Origin of the sequence: Actinomyces sp. 565, from assembly GCF_010365615.1 — a bacterium.
In the GTDB taxonomy this organism is placed as follows: Bacteria; Actinomycetota; Actinomycetes; order Actinomycetales; family Actinomycetaceae; genus Actinomyces.
On the sequence record NZ_PIZD01000050.1, the window covers coordinates 1 to 17374 of the forward strand.

General features: G+C 68.8%; 12 protein-coding genes. 3 read left to right on the forward strand and 9 right to left on the reverse strand.

The window, feature by feature from the left end; all coding sequences use genetic code 11:
• Positions 1 to 341: 341 nt before the first annotated feature.
• Both GZ997_RS08420 and GZ997_RS08425 read right to left on the reverse strand, forming a co-directional pair.
• Positions 342 to 1139 carry a sulfite exporter TauE/SafE family protein gene (locus GZ997_RS08420; protein ID WP_161924067.1) on the reverse strand — a complete coding sequence of 266 codons (798 nt, stop codon included), beginning with the start codon at positions 1137 to 1139 and terminating at the stop codon, positions 342 to 344.
• Positions 1139 to 2551 (reverse strand): replication-associated recombination protein A, encoded by a 1413-nt coding sequence (locus GZ997_RS08425; RefSeq protein ID WP_162679573.1) that lies wholly within the window; start codon positions 2549 to 2551, stop codon positions 1139 to 1141. Before GZ997_RS08425 ends, GZ997_RS08420 begins: the two co-directional genes overlap by 1 nt.
• A 79-nt stretch (positions 2552 to 2630) precedes the next feature.
• Between GZ997_RS08425 and GZ997_RS08430 the strand changes: the two genes are divergently transcribed.
• On the forward strand, positions 2631 to 4943 hold the full coding sequence (locus tag GZ997_RS08430) for an MMPL family transporter (RefSeq protein ID WP_162679574.1): 2313 nt from the start codon (positions 2631 to 2633) through the stop codon (positions 4941 to 4943).
• Positions 4944 to 5052: 109 nt separating this feature from the next.
• On the opposite strand, the gene GZ997_RS08435 is transcribed toward GZ997_RS08430, so the two are convergent.
• From GZ997_RS08435 to GZ997_RS08450, 4 genes are all read right to left on the reverse strand, one after another.
• The gene (locus tag GZ997_RS08435; RefSeq protein ID WP_162679575.1) at positions 5053 to 5670 is read right to left on the reverse strand and encodes an L-threonylcarbamoyladenylate synthase; all 618 of its coding nucleotides are present in this window, start codon (positions 5668 to 5670) and stop codon (positions 5053 to 5055) included.
• A 74-nt stretch (positions 5671 to 5744) separates the two neighbouring features.
• Positions 5745 to 6686: an AraC family transcriptional regulator gene (locus GZ997_RS08440; RefSeq protein ID WP_162679576.1), complete on the reverse strand. Its 942-nt coding sequence runs from the start codon at positions 6684 to 6686 to the stop codon at positions 5745 to 5747.
• A gap of 78 nt (positions 6687 to 6764) precedes the next feature.
• On the reverse strand, positions 6765 to 7799 hold the full coding sequence (locus tag GZ997_RS08445; RefSeq protein WP_161924072.1) for an NAD(P)-dependent alcohol dehydrogenase: 1035 nt from the start codon (positions 7797 to 7799) through the stop codon (positions 6765 to 6767).
• A 78-nt stretch (positions 7800 to 7877) separates the two neighbouring features.
• Positions 7878 to 9161 (reverse strand): MFS transporter, encoded by a 1284-nt coding sequence (locus GZ997_RS08450; protein WP_161924073.1) that lies wholly within the window; start codon positions 9159 to 9161, stop codon positions 7878 to 7880.
• 190 nt (positions 9162 to 9351) lie between these two features.
• Between GZ997_RS08450 and GZ997_RS08455 the strand changes: the two genes are divergently transcribed.
• Together GZ997_RS08455 and GZ997_RS08460 are read left to right on the forward strand one after the other, a co-directional pair.
• Positions 9352 to 10065, forward strand: a complete 714-nt coding sequence (locus GZ997_RS08455; protein WP_162679577.1) for an ABC transporter ATP-binding protein — start codon at positions 9352 to 9354, stop codon at positions 10063 to 10065.
• Positions 10062 to 11621: a DUF6297 family protein gene (locus tag GZ997_RS08460; protein ID WP_162679578.1), complete on the forward strand. Its 1560-nt coding sequence runs from the start codon at positions 10062 to 10064 to the stop codon at positions 11619 to 11621. Before GZ997_RS08455 ends, GZ997_RS08460 begins: the two co-directional genes overlap by 4 nt.
• A 142-nt stretch (positions 11622 to 11763) precedes the next feature.
• Here the strand turns inward: GZ997_RS08460 and aspS are convergent, their stop codons facing one another.
• The 3 genes from aspS to GZ997_RS12770 all read right to left on the reverse strand — a co-directional run bounded on the left by aspS (position 11764) and on the right by GZ997_RS12770 (position 16775).
• A complete protein-coding gene (gene aspS, locus GZ997_RS08465; RefSeq protein WP_162679579.1) occupies positions 11764 to 13539 on the reverse strand; it encodes an aspartate--tRNA ligase in 1776 nt (591 codons plus the stop codon).
• 119 nt (positions 13540 to 13658) lie between these two features.
• Positions 13659 to 14447: a hypothetical protein gene (locus GZ997_RS08470; RefSeq protein ID WP_162679580.1), complete on the reverse strand. Its 789-nt coding sequence runs from the start codon at positions 14445 to 14447 to the stop codon at positions 13659 to 13661.
• 42 nt (positions 14448 to 14489) lie between these two features.
• Positions 14490 to 16775 (reverse strand): hypothetical protein, encoded by a 2286-nt coding sequence (locus GZ997_RS12770; protein ID WP_238994370.1) that lies wholly within the window; start codon positions 16773 to 16775, stop codon positions 14490 to 14492.
• Between the last annotated feature and the right edge of the window lie 599 nt (positions 16776 to 17374).

The window sequence follows — 17374 nt, forward strand, 5'->3', positions numbered from 1 at the left end:
CCCAGAATCTCACGACTTCTGACACTCCCAGATGTCATGAGATCCAACAGTCCCAGAAGTCATGAGACATCACAGTACCCCTGCGGTACGAACCGTCACCGTGGGGTACGAATCGTCGACCAGAACGTACGAACCGTCACCACCAGGTACGAACCGCCAACCACGGGCACGCGAACCGCCGCCACGAGGTACGAACCGTCAGCCACCCAGCGCGCACACGCACCCAGCCACTGAACCACCACACGCCATAAACGCGAAGAGCTGGGCTTGACCGGCTTCGTCAAGCTCGACTTCGCCAACCGCATCCTCACGCAGAGGCGCCGCCTTACTTCGCCTGCGTCCTACGCGGCACTACGTGGGGAGGAGCCACGGGCACGCAGCAGGGTGGAGATGATCACGTACACCAGGAACAGACTGAACAGGACCGAGCCCGTGCGTGGGCTGACCAGGCCGGCGACGACGCTTCCCGCTGGGGACGCAGCGGCCGACGCTACTCCTACGACGAGCCCTATGCGCACGTCGGCCACGCCGTGGCGCAGATTGGTGATTGTTCCTGACAGCGCGGTGGGCAGCATCACCACCAGGGAGGTGCCCCGCGCCAGCAGGTCCCCCATACCGACCGCCAACTGCGTGCCAGGAACGATCACCGCGCCACCGCCCACGCCCACCAGGCCGGACAGCACGCCCGCCACCAGGCCGACGCCCACGAGAGCGGCGCCGCTGCCCGGGGTCAGCGTGAGCCCGGCGTCGCGCACGGGCACCACGATCTGCTGCGAGACGATGACGAACAGCGCGAAGGCGACGAAGATCCAAGGCAGAATCCGCGCCGGGAGGGCGCGCAGCAGTCGCACGCCGATCTGGGCGCCGATCAGGGAGCCGAGGACCAGGAACACCGCGGCCACGAGCGACACCTGCCCCTGCACGCCATAGGAGACCGCGCCGACGATTGAAGTCGGCACAATCGCCACCAGTGAAGTAGCTGCGGCGCGGCGCTGATCCATGCCCACAAAAGCCGTCAGCGCAGGCACTATTACCAGTCCCCCGCCGACGCCGAACAGCCCCGCCAGGAACCCGGCGCCCAGCCCCGTCAAAACAATCCTCACCCAGGGGCGTCGGATCGCGGTGCGCGTCCTCTTCATCACCTGTGCCCCTCCTCCTCGGCGTCCCGGTGCGCGCGCACGATACGCTTAACGGCGGCGAGCCGCCGGGACAGCTGCTCCTCAAAGCCGTTGCCGGTAGGCCGGTAGTATTCGGCACCTTCCAGCTCCGCAGGCAGGTACTGCTGGGCCACGAGGCCGTGCGGGAAGTCATGCGGGTAGCGGTAGCCGGCGCCGTGGCCCAGCCGCTCGGCGCCGGCGTAGTGGGCATCGCGCAGGTGCGGGGGCACCTGCCCGGCGCGGCCGGCGCGCACATCCGCCATGGCCTCGCTGATGCCTACGGTCACGGCGTTCGACTTCGGCGCAGTGGCTACCGCCAGCGCCGCCTGGGCCAGCACCAGCTGCGCCTCCGGCATACCGATCAGGGCGACCGCCTGCTGCGCCGCCACCGCCGTTGACAGCACAGTCGGATCCGCCAGGCCAACGTCCTCGGCGGCGTGTATCGTGATGCGGCGTGCGATATAGCGCGGGTCCTCCCCGGCGACGATCATCCGGGCCAGGTAGTGCAAGGTGGCGTCTGGGTCCGAACCGCGCATTGACTTGATGAACGCGCTGATCACGTCGTAGTGCTGATCACCCTGACGGTCATAGCGCACGGCGGCGACATCCGCGGCGCGCTCGACGTCGGCCAGCCCGATCTGCGGCACCGGCCCCCCAGTACCGCCACCGGGAGCAGCGGCGAGCACGGCGCCGGCCGCCGCCTCAAGCACGGTCAGCGCCTTGCGCGCATCAGATCCCGCCATGCGCACGATCTGCTCGCGGGCGTCATCAGCCAGCGAGACCTCGCCGGCCAGGCCCCGGGCATCGGTCAGGGCGCGGTCGATCAGGGCACGTACGGCGTCGGCCCCAAGCGGGTGCAGCGTCAGCAGCAGGGAGCGCGACAGCAGCGGAGAGACCACGGAGAAGCTGGGGTTCTCGGTGGTGGCCGCCATCAGCGTTACCCACCGGTTCTCCACGCTGGGCAGCAGCGCATCCTGCTGGGAGCGGGAGAAGCGGTGTACCTCGTCGATGAATAGGACCGTCTCCTCCCCCGCCGCCAGCCGACGGCGAGCATCTGAGACGACCTGCCGGACGTCCTTCACGCCGGCGGTCACGGCCGACAGTTCCACGAAGCGGCGGCCGGAGCCGCGGGCCACGAGGTAGGCGAGGGTCGTCTTGCCGGTGCCGGGCGGCCCCCACAGCACCACGCTGGACACGCCCGCGCCGGAGGCACGCCCGGAGGGCGGCTCGACCAGGCGCCGCAGCGGAGAACCGGGCGCAAGCAGGTGGTCCTGGCCGAGTACCTCGTCCAGGGTACGCGGGCGCATGCGTACCGCTAAAGGCGCGTGCGCATCGGAGGGGATGCCGACGTCGTCGGTACTCGCGCTCTCAAACAGGTCGGTGCCCTGATTCATGCATATGATTCAACACCCGATCCGTGCCGAGACCGAGCGGCGGCCCATTTCTGCTGGGAGGGTCTGTAAGACTAGCCCCATGCTTGCCTGGCTCTCCCGCCGCGTCGTCAAGGACGCCTGGATCATTGTCGGCACCTGGCTGGTTGTCGCGCTGCTGCTGCTGGTCGCATCCGTGACGGGATTGGGCGGGCCCAACTTGTTCGACCGCGCATCGGCAGGCAGTACCGCGGTCGCCGGCACCCAGAGTGCCGAGGGCGAGCAGATCCTGGCGACCTTGTCGGGGGACGCGCAGACGGTGACGCTCCTGGTCACGGACATCGATATCTCCGCCTCTGAGTCCCAGCAGGCGGTTGCCGACGCGCTGGAGGAGGCGCACGCTGACCTGCGCGCACTGGTGGGTGAGCAGAACGTGATCGACCCCTTCGTCGTGCCCGGAATGCTCTCCGAGCCGGCCGCCCAGATGCTGGCCTCGGCAGAGCTGGACGGCTTCCTGATCGTGGTTACCGCCGACCCCAACGGCGCTGAAGTCGCCCCCGCCGATGACACCGCCTACGCCCGCGAGCTGGCCCAGCTGGTCACCAGAGTCGAGGCACGCCTGGCCCAGGTGCCCGGTGAACTGACCGTGGTGGACCCCTCCGTGCGCGGCATCGTCTCCGATGACGCCCTGATGGTCGACGCCGTGGGCGATCAGGTCCGCAGCGACCTGCTCAGGGGCGAGCTGATCTCACTCCCCCTGGCGCTGATTGTCATGGTGCTTGTGTTCGGCGGCTTCCTCGCCGCCGGTATGCCGCTGCTGGGCGCTTTCGTCTCGATCGCCGGAACCATGGGAGTGCTGTACGCCCTGAGCTTCGCCATGGAGCTGCAGTCCTTCGTCATCAACATTGTGACGGTGATCAGCCTAGGCCTGTCCATCGACTACGGGCTGCTAGTCACCTCCAGGTACCGGGAGGAGCTGGTCCGCTCCTACGCCGCGGAGGGCGCAGGCACCGGCGGTAGGCAGCGTCGGCGCCGCACCGGACGGCGGGACACACTGATCGCAGACTGCGTGGCAACGACCTTGGCCACGGCCGGCCGCACGGTGCTGTTCTCCGCACTGACAGTGGCCGCCTGCATGCTCGGGCTGGTGCTTGTGGGAACCTCGACCCTGCGCTCCATCGGTGTGGCATGCCTGGCGTCGTGCCTGATCGCGGCCGCCGCCGCACTCACATTGGTGCCGGCGGTACTGGTGCTGCTGGGCCGGCGGATGCTGCGCCCGTCGCTTCTGCAGCGCATCCCACTGGTCGGAGCCGTACTGCGCCGCACGGGGGACGCCACCGGTGAACGGGGCGTGTTCCGGTGGATCGCCAGGCAGGTCCAGCGCATGGCCTGGGTGGTGCTGGTCGCCTGCGTGGTAGCCCTGGTAGTGCTGGCCTCCCCCGCGCGGAACCTGCACTCGCTGACCTCCACAACCGAGCTGCTGCCCGCAGACTCCGACCAGCGCACCTACCTGACGGTCCTGGAGGAGAACTACTCCGCCGTCACCCAGCAGGACGCTACCGTGATTATTGCCGCCACCGGCGAGCGGGTAACCGACTTCATCAATGCCGACTTGGCCACGTCCGAGGGCGTAGCGCAGGTGCTACGCGTGGCGACCGCGGGCGCTTATACGGTGGTCTACCTCGACCTGGCGGATGAGTCGTCCTCACGTGCGGCGGAGGACGCAGTAGCCACCATGCGCACGCTCGCAGCGCCCGCCGATATGTGGGTGACGGGGCAGGCGGCCAGTCAGCTCGACTTCCGCCTGGCGACGCTGGCGGCCCTGCCATGGGTGGCCGGATTCATCGTGCTGGTTACCTTCGCACTGCTGTTCCTGATGACCGGTTCCCTGCTGGTGCCGCTGAAGGCGCTGGTGATCAACCTGCTTTCACTGGCGGCATCCCTGGGCGTGCTCGCCTGGGTGTTCCAGGAGGGGCACCTGACTGACGTGCTCGGCTTCACCCCCATCGGCGGGGTGGAAGCCTACGTGGTGGTCACCACGATCGGTGTCGGCTTCGGCCTGGCCATGGATTACGAGGTGTTTCTGCTGGGCCGGATCAAGGAGTACTGGGACGCCGGAGCGGACAGCGACACGGCGGTGGCCAAGGGCTTGCAGCGCTCTGGCCGTATCGTCACCTTCGCCGCCCTGATCATGGTCATTGTGTTCCTGGGATTCGTCAGCGGCGAGTTGCTGATCGTCAAGGAGATCGGGCTGGCGCTCGCGATCGTCGTCGCATTGGACGCCACCCTGGTGCGTATGCTGCTCGTGCCTGCCACCATGACGCTGCTGGGCCGGTTGAACTGGTGGGCGCCTGAGCCGCTCAGGCGCGTGTACGAGCGATACGGTCTGGAGGGCCCCGCAGCCGCCCGCTCCTGAACTCAGGCACCAGTGAGGCTGTCCGCCGCCGACGTCGAGTTGCGTACTGCAACCTTTCCGTGCTGGTCACCGGCATGCGTCGGCGACCAGCACGGAATGCTTTCCAGTCTCACAGCAGGCTGGTATCGCCCGCGCCCTCTCTGGCAACCTCCGGAACATCCGCAGTCAGGTCGATTACGGTGGTTGGCTCGATGGAGGTCACCGGCCCCTCGATGACGACGTCGATCAGGTGGCCGAGTTCCTCCTCAATCTCCCAGCCGTTGGACTCCGGCGTGGTCTGTCCGGGACGAATGAGGGTGGAGGACAGGATCGGGGCGCCGAATTCCTTGACCAGCGCCTGCGCGATGGCGTGGTCGGGGATGCGCACGCCCAGGGTGTGCTTCTTGGGGTTGAGCGTCATCCGCGGCACCTCCTTGGTGCCCTTGAGGATGAAGGTCCATGGACCCGGAGTCAGCCGCTTGATCAGCCGGAAGGCGTTGTTGCCGACGATCGCAAGCGGGCCGACCTGGGCGAAGTTGGCGCACACGAAGGTGAAGTTGTGCTTGGAGTCCAGTTGGCGGATGGCGCGTATGCGTTCCAGGCCCTCCTTGTTGCCGGGCGCGCAGGCGAGTGCGTAGCCGGAGTCCGTGGGATAGGCGATGAGCTCACCGTCCCGGAGCCGGTCGACGATCTTGGTGACCAGTCGTGCCTGCGGGGTGACGGGGTGCAACTCAATGTAGCGTGACATGCGGCATATTGTTCCACGGATCACGTCATCTTGTTCCGCGCTGCTTTCGCACCAGGCTGCATGTGCGGGCCGGCTCAGGCGCCTCCGCGCCGGTAGGCGCTGGGGGTGGTGCCGGTCTCGTCCCGAAAGCGGCGGTTGAAGTTGGCCAGGTTGGTGTAGCCGCTCAGCGCGCATACCCGGGCCACCGGCAGGTCGGTGGTGCGCAGCAGGTGGCAGGCCCGTGCGATGCGACGTCGCCGCACCAGTTCGGAGAAGGTGATCCCGGCGGTGACATGGAAGAACCGGGAGAACGCCGATGGGCTGAGCGCAACCAGCTCCGCTGCCCGAGTCATGGAGATCTCCCCCGCCAGGTTGGCCTCGACGTAGTCGAGCACCGTGTTGATCCGGGCGGCGGTGGCGTCGTCGAGGCTGGGTATGTAGCCGGCGGTGGCGATGGGGCGCGCCTCGTCGTCGGGTGCGGACAGGAAGACGTCTACCAGCTCTAGCAGCGCGGCTAGCCGCCCGAGGGGTCCGCGCTGTCCCATCCTCTCCAGCAGTGTGGCTGCCCGCGCACGGCTCGCCCCGGATAGCAGGATGCCCCGACGTGCGCGGTCGACCAGCGCCCGCATGCCGGCTAGTTCTGGCAGCTGCGTGGAAGCCGCCGTGAATCGCTCGGGCAGCACCTGGCACAGCACGTCACGGTCGGGCAGCAGTTCCCCGGGGGCCAGGTCCGACAGCCAGTTGTGCGGCAGGTGCGGGCCCATCAAGGTGACCTGGCCGGCGTCGAAGTCGACGGTGCGGTCACCCGCGAGCATCTGCCCGGAGCCCGCGCGGATCAGATGGAACTCGATCTCGGGGTGGTGGTGCCAGCGTGCGAGCGGGTCGGGATATCCGTGCGTCCACCAGCGCACCGAGGTGCCGACGTCGGGAACGATGACCTCCAGGTCACCCACGTCTAACTTCGCTCCCGAGGCGGACTCGGCGCTCGGGGCGGAGGGGCGTGGGAGCGTGCCGGGGCGGGCCGGTGGGGAGGACACGCGTTCATTGTGCGCGCCCCGCCCACCGGCCCGTGGCCGGTTGCGATGGCTGGCCCTTTGCACGGTTGTGGCCTCGGCTCAGCCCACCGTGATCTGCAGCTTGACGTCCCCGGGGCGGCCCTCGGCCACCCGGTCGAAGACCTCCTTGGCCCGATCCATCGGGAAGGTGTCGGTGATGAAGGGCTTGAGGTCGATCTTGCCGGCAGCCACCAGGTCGATTGCCCGCTGGTAGACGTTGGCATAGCGGAAGACCGTCTCGATGCGGGTCTCACGGGCCTGCACCTCGGTGACATCCACGGTGACCGGGTCCACGGGGATGCCGACCAGCACGGTGCGGTTGCCGGGGGCGCCCAGCTTCCACAGGTCCTCATAGGCCGACGGGTGGCCGGAGGCCTCGAAGACGACGTCGGCGCCCCAGCCGGCGGTGCGCTCGTTCACGACGTCGAGCAGGCGCTGCTCGCGCAGGTCCACGGTGACCACGCCGGGGATCTGGGAGGCGATCTCGAGCTTGACCGGGGAGACGTCGGAGACGATGGCGGTGGAGGCGCCGCCGGCGAGAGCCGCGGCGGCCGTGAGCATGCCGACCGTGCCGCAGCCTGAGACGACGGCGACGTCGCCCGGGTGAATGGCGGCCTTCGTGGCTGCATGCATGCCGACGGCAAGCGGCTCCAGCAGGGCGCCCTCCCCGTAGGAGACGTTGTCGGGCAAGTGGTAGGTGAAGGCGGCCGGGTGGATGACCTCCTCAACCAGGCAGCCGTCCACCGGCGGAGTCGCCCAGAAGGAGACGGCGGGGTCGACGTTGTACATGCCCATGCGGGAGGCCCGCGAGCTCATGTCCGGCACGCCCGGCTCCATGGCCACACGGTCGCCGACGGCGAAGTCGGTGACGCCCTCACCGACTTCCAGCACGGTGCCGGAGGCCTCGTGGCCCAGGATCATCGGCGCCTCGACGATGTACCTGCCGATGCGCCCGTGCGTGTAGTAGTGGACGTCCGAGCCGCAGATGCCGACGGTGTGCGGGGCGATGCGCAGTTGGCCGGGGCCACAGACGAGGTCACCGGGAACCTCGCGGACGTTGATCTCGTTGCGCTTCTCTAGAACTACAGCCTTCATGGTTTCTTCTCCTGGTGGGTTGGTTGCGGGAGTTTGGTGTGATTCGCGGCTTTAAGGAGGGTCGGCGATTGGATGGGTTCAGGCGTCCACCTCCGTCACGCGGCGGTCGGCTGTGGCCGGCAGGCGCCGCCCATTGCGGTCGAAGCCGGGCTGGTCGGGGTGGATGAAGACGGTGATCAGGGAGCCCAGCAGGTACAGGGCGGTATAGGTCCAGCACACTCCGGCGACGCCGATGTGCGGCAGCAGCAGGGTGACCAGTCCGGGGCCGACGAAGGTGGTCAGGCCGGAGGCGAGGTTGTTGGCGGAGATGGCGGCCCCGCGGTGCTCGGGCGCCAGGGCGGGGAATACGGCGGCCATGGGGACGAAGGCGGTCACGCCCATGCCCAGGAGTACGGCGGCGGCGCCTAGGGCGATCATGTTGCCGCCCAGGAACTGCGGCACGTAGTAGAAGCCGAGGGTGGCGGCGGCGCAGAACCAGCACCCGTACCAGCGCATCTGCCGCATCCAGCCGTAGCGGTCGCCGATCCAGCCCCAGAAGAGGTTGCCGAAGACGGTGACGGCGAACTGGATGCCCCAGATGGTCATCCACTGCGGCATGGTGAACCACTCCTCGCCGTAACCGGCCGTGGTCAGGTACAGCGGCATGATGACCGGGAAGCCATAGAGACTGAGGTTGCAGATGACGCGGACGATCGCCGTCAGGGCCACCTCGCGGTTGGTACCGAGGATGGTCACCCCTACCGACAGTTGTCGCAGCGTGTCGCGCAGGTCACCGCGCACCGGTTGAGGCTCGCCACGTCCGACGAACAGTAGGCAGAGCAGGCCGCCGGTGATGGTCCAGGCCAGGGAGAACCACAGCGTGCCCCGCTCGCCGATGAAGTTGATGGTGCGGGCGGGGATCCAGGAGCCCAGACAGCCGATGCCGATGGAGTAGGCGGTCCAGAACCAGCCCATGGCGGAGGCGCGGGATGCCGGCGCAACCTTCTGGGTGATGTACACGACGAAGGAGTAGATGAACAGCGGATAGGCCAGTCCGCGGCCGGCGTAGACCACCAGGATCAGTGGGTAGAGGCCCGAGGGGATGGCTACGCCGATGAACAGCAGGTGCAGGCTGATCCACAGCCCGGCTCCAATGAGCATGATCCGGCGGACCCCGAAGGTCTCGGCCATGACGCCGGATGCCCAGCCTGCCAGGGCGGCCATCAGGCCGTAGGCGGTGATGACCGTTGACGCCTGGGTGGCGGCGAAGCCGAGGGAGACGAGGTACTTGGACAGGAAGGTCAGCTCGAAGCCGTCACCGGTCATGAATACGGCGATGGCGATCAGCCCGGGGATCAGGATCTTCGGGGGTGCAAGGCGCATGTGTTTCACTCCGTCGTGTCGGTGCCGCGGCTCATTCCGCGGTTGCTGGTTGAAGCATCGTTCCGGACGCGCACGGCGGTCTTCCGGCGCCTATGCCGGGCACCGGTACTTTCTTGACCTGCGCGGCGGCGCGCTTTGCTGCCCGGGCCGGTAGCATCGGGCGCAACCGCTAGGGTCGAGGAGGACCGCCATGCCCGGGTCACGTACACCTGCAGTGGGCGGCCAGGCGTTGGTTACCGCCCGTAATCTGAGCGTGGGCTATGGCGAACACGCGGTGTGCGCCCCGGCGAGCTTCACGCTCCGCCCCGGTGAGGTCCTGGCACTGGTCGGTGTCAACGGTGCCGGCAAATCCACTCTACTGCGCACCTGCCTCGGCCTGCTCCCACCCATCGACGGCGAGGTGACGCTGCTGGGGCGGATGCCCGACCCGCGCTCGGGGCGGCAGCGCCGGGCGGTGGCGCGCGACCTGGGCGAGGAGTCCTTCTTCCCCACCCTGACCGTCGCCGAGCATCTCGCCCTGGTCTGCTATGGACACTCCACCCCCGCGCCGGAGCGCACCGCCGCCGAACTCCTGGACGAGTTCAATTTGGCGGCTGCGGCGCATGCCCTGCCCGACGAGTTGTCATCGGGACAGCGGCGCCGCCTGGCGCTGGCCGCGGTACTGGCCCGTCCCCGCCGCCTACTGGTGCTGGATGAGCCGGAGCAGCGTCTGGATCACGTCACCCGCCGCGCCCTCGCCCGCAGGCTAGTTGCTGAGCGGAAGGCGGGAATCGGGGTACTGCTCGCCTGTCATGACGCGGAGTTCGTAGGCACCGCGGCGACCGAGGTACTGCTGGTCGGCAATGACACCCGCCCACTCAGCGTCGCCGACGGAGTACGCGCCATCACTGAAGGCACGCTATGAAAGCGCCCGCGCACCGCTCCGCCGAGCTGCCCTCGGGCCGGGACTTGCGCAGATGGGCGCGCGCTCACACGGTCAGCACGCGCAGCCGCTCGGCGCTACTCGGAGACGTTTACGACACCGTGCTGGCCGCCGCCGTGATCGGCGCCATGGCGGCGCCGTACCTGGGGCGTTTGGGGACCGGCTCCACGCCGTCCGGTAACGGGTCCACCGTCGTGGCCCCGGTGTGGGCGGTGCTGCTGCTGATCTTGGTGCTGACGCGTCTGCTCCTGGATCCGCTGCGGCGGCTGGGTCCGCTGTTCCTGCGTCCCTACGAGGTCACCTGGTGGCTGCCCATGCCCGGGGACCGGCGCGGTCTGCTTGATCCGGTGGCGCGGGCGGAGATGAGCTTGGCGGTGGCGGTAGGCGCCGCCACCGGGCTCCTGATGGCGGTGGTGGCGGGCGCCGAACCGACGACGGCCGCCGGGATGATACTGCTCGGCGGGAGTACCGCTGAGCTGTTGCTCCTGGCGCTGGTGCAGGCACAGGTGAACGACGCGGGTGTGCGCGGGGCGGGAGCGGCGGTGCTGATTGCGGCGGCAACCGCGTTTGCCGCCGGTGTCGGCGGTGTTCCCTTCCCGGATCATGCGGGCGGAGCCCTATTCACGGCCTCTGGGCTGCTGGCAGGCCTGGCGGCCGTGGCGTGGTGGTGGCGATTGCGGACTCGGCTGGTCGATGTGCCGGACGCACGCCTGGCGGAGGTGGCAGCGCGCAATCTGGGTGCACAGGTGTCCCTGCTGTCCCTGGACACGCGCGCGTTGGGGCGTCTGCTGTCGGCTCCGGCGCGACGCCCATCCGGCTCCTCTCGCCTGCCATTGGTCCGCTTCGCCCTCCGCCTTCCGCGCGGACTGCGTCCCCTGCTGGGAGTGGCCCAGGCGGATTGGCTGCTGCTGCGGCGCCAGCCGCGGCGGGCCCTGCAACTGCTGGCGGGCCTGGTCATTGCGCTCTTCCCCGTGATGTCCAGCGGGGTCGGCACCGTGGGAGCGCTGGTCTTCCACCTGATCGGCGGCTGGGTGGCGGTGCTGACTCTTGCCGAACCTGCTCGGCGCGCCTGGTTCGACGGTGGAGCCGACGCCTCCTGGCCGGCCAGTCCCCTGCTGGTCCGGTGCGGGCACCTGCTGGTGCCCACGGTGGTGATGATCCTCTGGACGGTTCCGGTGGTGCTCGTGCGCCTGTTGACCGCAGGCCGACTGCCCGCGACCGCCGGTGAGGCGTGGGCGGTACTGGGCCTGGTGCTGGTGGCGGGCTGCGGCTGGGCCGGAGCGGCGTTGCGCTCGGGATTCCGGCCCACGCCGGACTTCTCCCTGGGTCTGGTCGCCTCACCGATCGGGTCACTGCCGCCTGGCGCGGTCGAGATGCTGGTCAGCGGTCCCGACGCGGCCGCACTGGTAGGCCTGCCGACTGCGCTCCTCGCCGCGGGGGTGTCCAAGCCGGAGCAGATGCTGCTCGCCCAGCTCGTGGCCAGTGCCGTTGTCATCGCCTGGGGACTGTTGACCGGTAACCGAATGCTGCGGCAATGAATCGCTCACACCTGGGCAGGTCCGGCAGGCCGGTGGGAGGATCCAGAGAATCATGCGCCGGCCCGGTTGCGAAAACCCGGGCGGGGCCATCTCGGCCCGGCCCGGGTATCTCCATTCGCTGTGGTCGCCCGCGGTTGGTTCCCTACTCCGCCGACTCGGGGACGGCGTCGACGCCGGCCTCCTTGCGCTGCTCCGGCGTGATCGGCGCGGGGGCGTCGGTGAGCGGGTCGTAGCCGCCACCGGACTTGGGGAACGCGATCACGTCACGGATGGAGTCCGCGTGGGTGAGCAGGGACACGATGCGGTCCCAGCCGAAGGCGATGCCGCCGTGCGGCGGGGCGCCGAACTTGAAGGCGTCCAGCAGGAAGCCGAACTTCTCCTGTGCCTCCTGTGGCCCAATGCCCATGACATTGAAGACGCGCTCCTGCACGTCGCGGCGGTGGATACGGATGGAGCCGCCTCCGATCTCGTTGCCGTTGCACACGATGTCGTAGGCGTAGGCGAGGGCGGAGGCGGGGTCGGTGTCGAAGGTGTCCAGGCACTCCGGCTTGGGCGAGGTGAAGGCGTGGTGGACCGCGGTCCAGGCGGACTTGCCCAGGGCCACGTCGCCTTCTGCCTTGGCCTCGGCCGACGGCTTGAACAGGGGTGCGTCCACCACCCACACGAAGGACCAGGCGTCGTCGTCGATCAGCCCGCAGCGCTTGCCGATCTCCAGGCGGGCGGCGCCCAGCAGGGCGCGGGATGCGTCCACGGTGCCGGCCGCGAAGAAGATGCAGTCCCCTGGCTTCGCCCCAGCGACCGCCGCCAGGCCGGCGCGCTCGGCGTCGGTAATGTTCTTGGCGACTGGTCCGCCGAGGGTGCCGTCTTCTGCAACCGTGACATAGGCCAGGCCGCGGGCCCCGCGCTGGCGGGCCCACTCCTGCCAGGCGTCGAAGGTGCGGCGGGACTGCGCGGCCCCACCGGGCATGACCACGGCGCCGACGTAGGGGTTCTGGAAGACCCGGAAGGTGGTGTCCTTGAAGAACTCGGTGAGGTCTACCAGCTCGAGTCCGAAGCGCAGGTCCGGCTTGTCGGTGCCGTAGCGCTCCATGGCGTCGTGGTAGGTCATGCGCGGGATCGGGGTGGGCAGCTCGTAGTCGATCAGAGCCCACACCTCCTTCAGGATGTCCTCGGCGACGGCGATGACGTCCTCCTGATCCACGAAGCTCATCTCCACGTCCAGCTGCGTGAACTCCGGCTGGCGGTCGGCGCGGAAGTCCTCGTCGCGGTAGCAGCGAGCGATCTGGTAGTAGCGCTCCATGCCGGCCACCATGAGCAGTTGCTTGAACAGCTGGGGGCTTTGCGGCAGGGCGTACCAGGACCCCGGTGCGAGGCGCGCCGGCACCAGGAAGTCACGGGCGCCCTCCGGGGTGGAGCGGGTCAGCGTGGGCGTCTCGATCTCCACGAAGTCGTGTCCATCCAGCACGCGGCGGGCGGCGCGGGAAACCTTGGAGCGCAGCCGCATGGCGTGCTGCATCGGGGTGCGGCGCAGGTCGAGGTAGCGGTACTTCAGGCGGGTCTCCTCCCCCACCTGGCCGGAGTCCTCGGCGTGGTCGGAGACCTGGAAGGGCAGCGCCGCCGCGGGGTTGAGGATCTCGACGTCGGAGACGACTACCTCAATCTCCCCGGTGGGCAGGTTGGGGTTGGCGTTGCCCTCGGGGCGTGCTGAGACCTCACCGGTCACCTGGAGCACGTACTCGGCGCGCAGGTCGTGGGCGACCTCCTCCCGGATGACAACCTGGGCGATGCCGGAGGCATCACGCAGATCAATGAAGGCGACGCCGCCGTGGTCACGACGGCGATCTACCCACCCGGCAAGAGTGACGACTTCTCCGATGTCGGCTGCGCGCAGAGTACCTGCGTCACGGGTTCGCATCACGGTGCTGTTTTCCTTCCGTTGGGGGCGCTGAGCCGGCGCCCGGCGGGGCGCACCGCGAGACGGGCGGGCGCCGGCGCGATACTACGCCGAGCGCGGCCCCCGGCTGAGCGGCCCACGGTTCACCGGCGGGCCGCGTACTCGAGCTCGCGCTCGTAGGCGATTAGCCGACGGCGCTCGATGAGCACGATCACGGTGAGCACCAGCAGGATCGCACCCAGCGCGAACAGCACAGTCGTGACCACCGGCAATGACGCCGCCGCCCAGCTCCCGCCTGACGACGAATTACCGGACACGCCCCCGGCTGCGGCGGGTCCTGCCGCCGCGCCGGTACTGGTCGGTGTGTCGGTTGGCGCCGCAGCCTCCGCGGGCTCCGTAGCCTCGGCGGGCCTTGGTGCGGGCGGTTTGGCCGCTGACTCGCCGCCGATGATGGTGACGTCGGCAACGTTGAAGTACGGGCTCTTGTTGGTGTAGTCGAGGGTGCGCACGGCGTTGGTCGGAATGTCCTCACCCGCCGTGACCCGGAAACGCAGCCAGTGTGGTCCCTTGGAAATGTACCCGGGCAGTGCCAGAGCGCCGGCGTAGGTGCCGTCCTCACCTACCGTGAGTTCACCGATGACACCCGAGTCTCCGCCGGGCGCGGAGTCGTGGTCGTCAACCAGGATCTCCACGGAGGCACCCTGCGGGAAGCCCGAGAGCGTGTAGGTAAGCGTCCCGCCGACCGCAATCGTAGACGGGCTGACGGTTGACGCCGTGCCCATCGTCGAGTCACCCATCACCGAGTCGGCGCGGGCGGCCGCGCCGGGCACCACCGTCAGGAGGAGTGCGAGCAGCACTGCGAGTACGCGCGCGTACGCGCCTGCGCGTACCCCAAGGGTGCGCGGGACGGCAACCCGCAGTCCTTTCACCACACCCCTCCTCTCGTTACGCGGCTGTAACAAGCATACACGTCATCAGCCGGTGAATCGCCCGGTGAATCGGTCAGTCATCTGCCTTCCCGACTGGTTCAGGGTCGGGACCGCCAGTATCAGGAAGGAAGCCCCGCCCAGTACCAGCAGCAAGCCGGCGGATACGAGCTTCCAGCCGTCCGCCCCGAGCCCGGCGTCGCTACCAGTGAGGTCCTCGCCTGTGATCAGGGTGACCGACGCGCCCGTCGCCGAGTCGTCCTGGGTGCTGCCGGTCTCGGCGATCTCCAGCTGTGCCCATCCCAGTAGCTCGCTATCGCGGTTGCCCACGGCGATCTTGTAGCTTCCTGGGTCCAGCGTGGAGATGTCCACGGATACGGAGTTATCGGCGTCTACCTGGACCCAGCCGGCAGTGGTCGCCCCGGGGAACACGAACACTGCAACCCAGTCGCCCTCATGAACCTTGGCTACCGGGAAGATCAGGGTAATCCTGGCCCCTTGCCGGGTTCCGGACAGTGAACCCGCATTGTCGGGGCCTAGCTCGCTGGCATCCTGAACCGGGGATGCGGGGGCGGCACTGGGCCGGATACTGCCGGCCGCGGTGCTCGGGTTGGCGGGTTGCGCCACGGGACCGGAGCCGGAGTCCTCCGGCGGAGTGACTGCGTCCGGCGCCGGGGAGCCCGCAGGCGGGTTGGTGGGCGGTTCCTGCAGGATGAGGGGATCCACGTCTACGCCCTCATTGAGCGTTTCGAAACTAGTTGGAACAGCCGTTGGGCGCGGATCGGCGGCAGGTGCCGACGGCGCGCCGGGTGCAGGACTCCCGGGGCCGGTGTACGCCTGTGACGCCGTCGCGCTCGGCAGCCCGGGGGCGGCCGGGGCGGTGGTCGCCCCAGTTGCGGGGGGCTGCGTCTCATCGGGCACCCCGATGCTCGGCGACGCCGTCGGCTCACCAGTGGGCTGCTGCGAGGACTCGGTCGGCTGCGCCTGTGCCGTCGGAGCCTCGGTAGGCGCATCAGTAGAAGCCTCGGTCTCCGGAGACTCGGTAGGCGCATCAGTAGGGGCCTCGGTCGGCTGGACCTCGCCGGTCGGGACCGGGGTGGTCACCTCGTCGACGGTCGGGGCTACAGTCGCTTGCGCGCTCGGAGCCGCTGTCGGGCCCGCGGTCGGCTGGGACTCTGCCGCCGCGGTCGGGGTAGCGGGGGCCGAGCCCCCACCGCCTGCGGAGATACGCACCGAAACCGCACCGGCCTGCCCCCCGGTCGCAGTTGCGGACACGGTGTACCCCTCCGCCAGCTGCACCCCTGCGGCCTCAAGGGCACCGGCGGAGATCACGAAGCGCGTTCCGTAGAAGCGGGCCCGCACGTTAACAGTTCTGGCACTGCCGGCGGGATCGGATACGGTCAGAGCGACCTTGAAGGTTCCGGCGATGTTGGTACTGCGGTCGAAGGACCAGCCGGTGCCGATCAGCGCGCCGTCGGAGTACGTGAGCGTGGCTCCGGTCGTCGGCTCGGGCAGCCGAACATCCATGGTCAGGGTGTCTACGGTCGACCACTGCTCCTGCGCCGAACCGCGCCACTGCATGGTGTATACGCCAACGTGCGGTTCCATGGCCTGCGTGAAGGGCCACAGCGGCAGGGCATAGTTCGAGCGGCCGCCGGTGAACACCGGGAAGATGGTTGCAGATTGCACCGAGCCGGAGTCATCGACAATCCGGATCTGAACCGGGGCGGTAACCGACCCCGTCGCGCCCAGGGGCCGCCCTGCTGCGTCAGTCCAGCCGGAGAACATCAGTAGTGGGCGGTCACTGCTGCTCGAGGAGACGTACGTGGCGCCGGGATCCCTCACCGCCACCATCATCGTGCTCGCGGCGCCACGGTGCGCTGATGCGGAGGCCGTAGTACCGGGAGCTGTCGCCGACTGCGTGGCGGCCTCGGCATCGTCTGCGGCAGGCAGTAGCGCGCCGTCGTCTCGCGTGTTGGCCTCCGTCTCTTGCGAGGCGGTTGCGACGGGAGCCGCTTGCCGGGAGGCGCCGACTGCTTCAGGCGCTGCCGTGTCGGCTGGGGTCGCGGCGGCATCGGCGGTCACGAAGATGTCCGCCCCGATACCGGCCCCTCCGGGCGCTCCCGATCCCGCTGCCGTAGCCGTCGTCGAGACAGCGGCTACGGCAGGCCTGGCTGCGTACGCTGCGGGTGCTGCGTGCCCGCCGACGACGGCGCCGGCTCCGGCGGAAGTCGCGAAGACCAATCCGAGCGCGGCGGGCAGAGTCAGCGCGGCCCGCAGCAGTGGTCTGCGGGTCGGACGTATCGCCTTGGCGTGACGCGGAAGTTGGGGCATTGAATCGGAACTCGTCTGTTGGCCTTGGTTTATTGGTCTATTCGGGAACCGTTGCGACGCGGGCACGGTGACGACGGGTACAACCAGCAGGCGTTCTCGGGCGGCCTCGTCAGCCTCGAAATACAGGGCCTTCGAGGAGCTCGGAAGTGGCGCACGCGGGTCATGCCCAACGCGTCACGATGGTACCGCCCAAATTGTCTGAGAGACACTGAAATGTTGGGCGCATGGGAGACGTAGCCCGCATTTTCGACCTCGACGCCGGCCCGGCAGCCCCCGGCGCCGCTCGGCATATTGCCCGCGATGCCGGGGAATACTCCGCACATCGCACATCCCCTGCGCTGCGCGCGCAACACGGGTTTCAGTATTGTCTCGAATATCTCGGTGTCATGTATGGGCGTGTTGATTCGAGGCTCTTCCGGCTTGTGGGCGTGGTGGTTGGGTGCGTGTGCGCGCTGGGTGGGTGGCGGCTTGTGGCTCGGCGTGGCGGCTGGTATGCCCCTGGTTGACGGTTCGTACGTTCTGGTCGACGATTCGTACCCCACGGTGACGGTTCGTACCGCAGGGGTACTGTGTTGTCTCATGACTTCTGGGACTGTTGG

Excerpts from the sequence above, each read along its gene's own strand:
- GZ997_RS08420 (WP_161924067.1), bottom strand. The coding sequence starts at position 1,139 with ATGAAGAGGACGCGCACCGCGATCCGACGCCCCTGGGTGAGGATTGTT.
- GZ997_RS08425 (WP_162679573.1), bottom strand. The coding sequence starts at position 2,551 with ATGAATCAGGGCACCGACCTGTTTGAGAGCGCGAGTACCGACGACGTC.
- GZ997_RS08430 (WP_162679574.1), top strand. The coding sequence starts at position 2,631 with ATGCTTGCCTGGCTCTCCCGCCGCGTCGTCAAGGACGCCTGGATCATT.
- GZ997_RS08435 (WP_162679575.1), bottom strand. The coding sequence starts at position 5,670 with ATGTCACGCTACATTGAGTTGCACCCCGTCACCCCGCAGGCACGACTG.
- GZ997_RS08445 (WP_161924072.1), bottom strand. The coding sequence starts at position 7,799 with ATGAAGGCTGTAGTTCTAGAGAAGCGCAACGAGATCAACGTCCGCGAG.
- GZ997_RS08450 (WP_161924073.1), bottom strand. The coding sequence starts at position 9,161 with ATGCGCCTTGCACCCCCGAAGATCCTGATCCCCGGGCTGATCGCCATC.
- GZ997_RS08455 (WP_162679577.1), top strand. The coding sequence starts at position 9,352 with ATGCCCGGGTCACGTACACCTGCAGTGGGCGGCCAGGCGTTGGTTACC.
- GZ997_RS08460 (WP_162679578.1), top strand. The coding sequence starts at position 10,062 with ATGAAAGCGCCCGCGCACCGCTCCGCCGAGCTGCCCTCGGGCCGGGAC.
- GZ997_RS12770 (WP_238994370.1), bottom strand. The coding sequence starts at position 16,775 with ATGCCCCAACTTCCGCGTCACGCCAAGGCGATACGTCCGACCCGCAGA.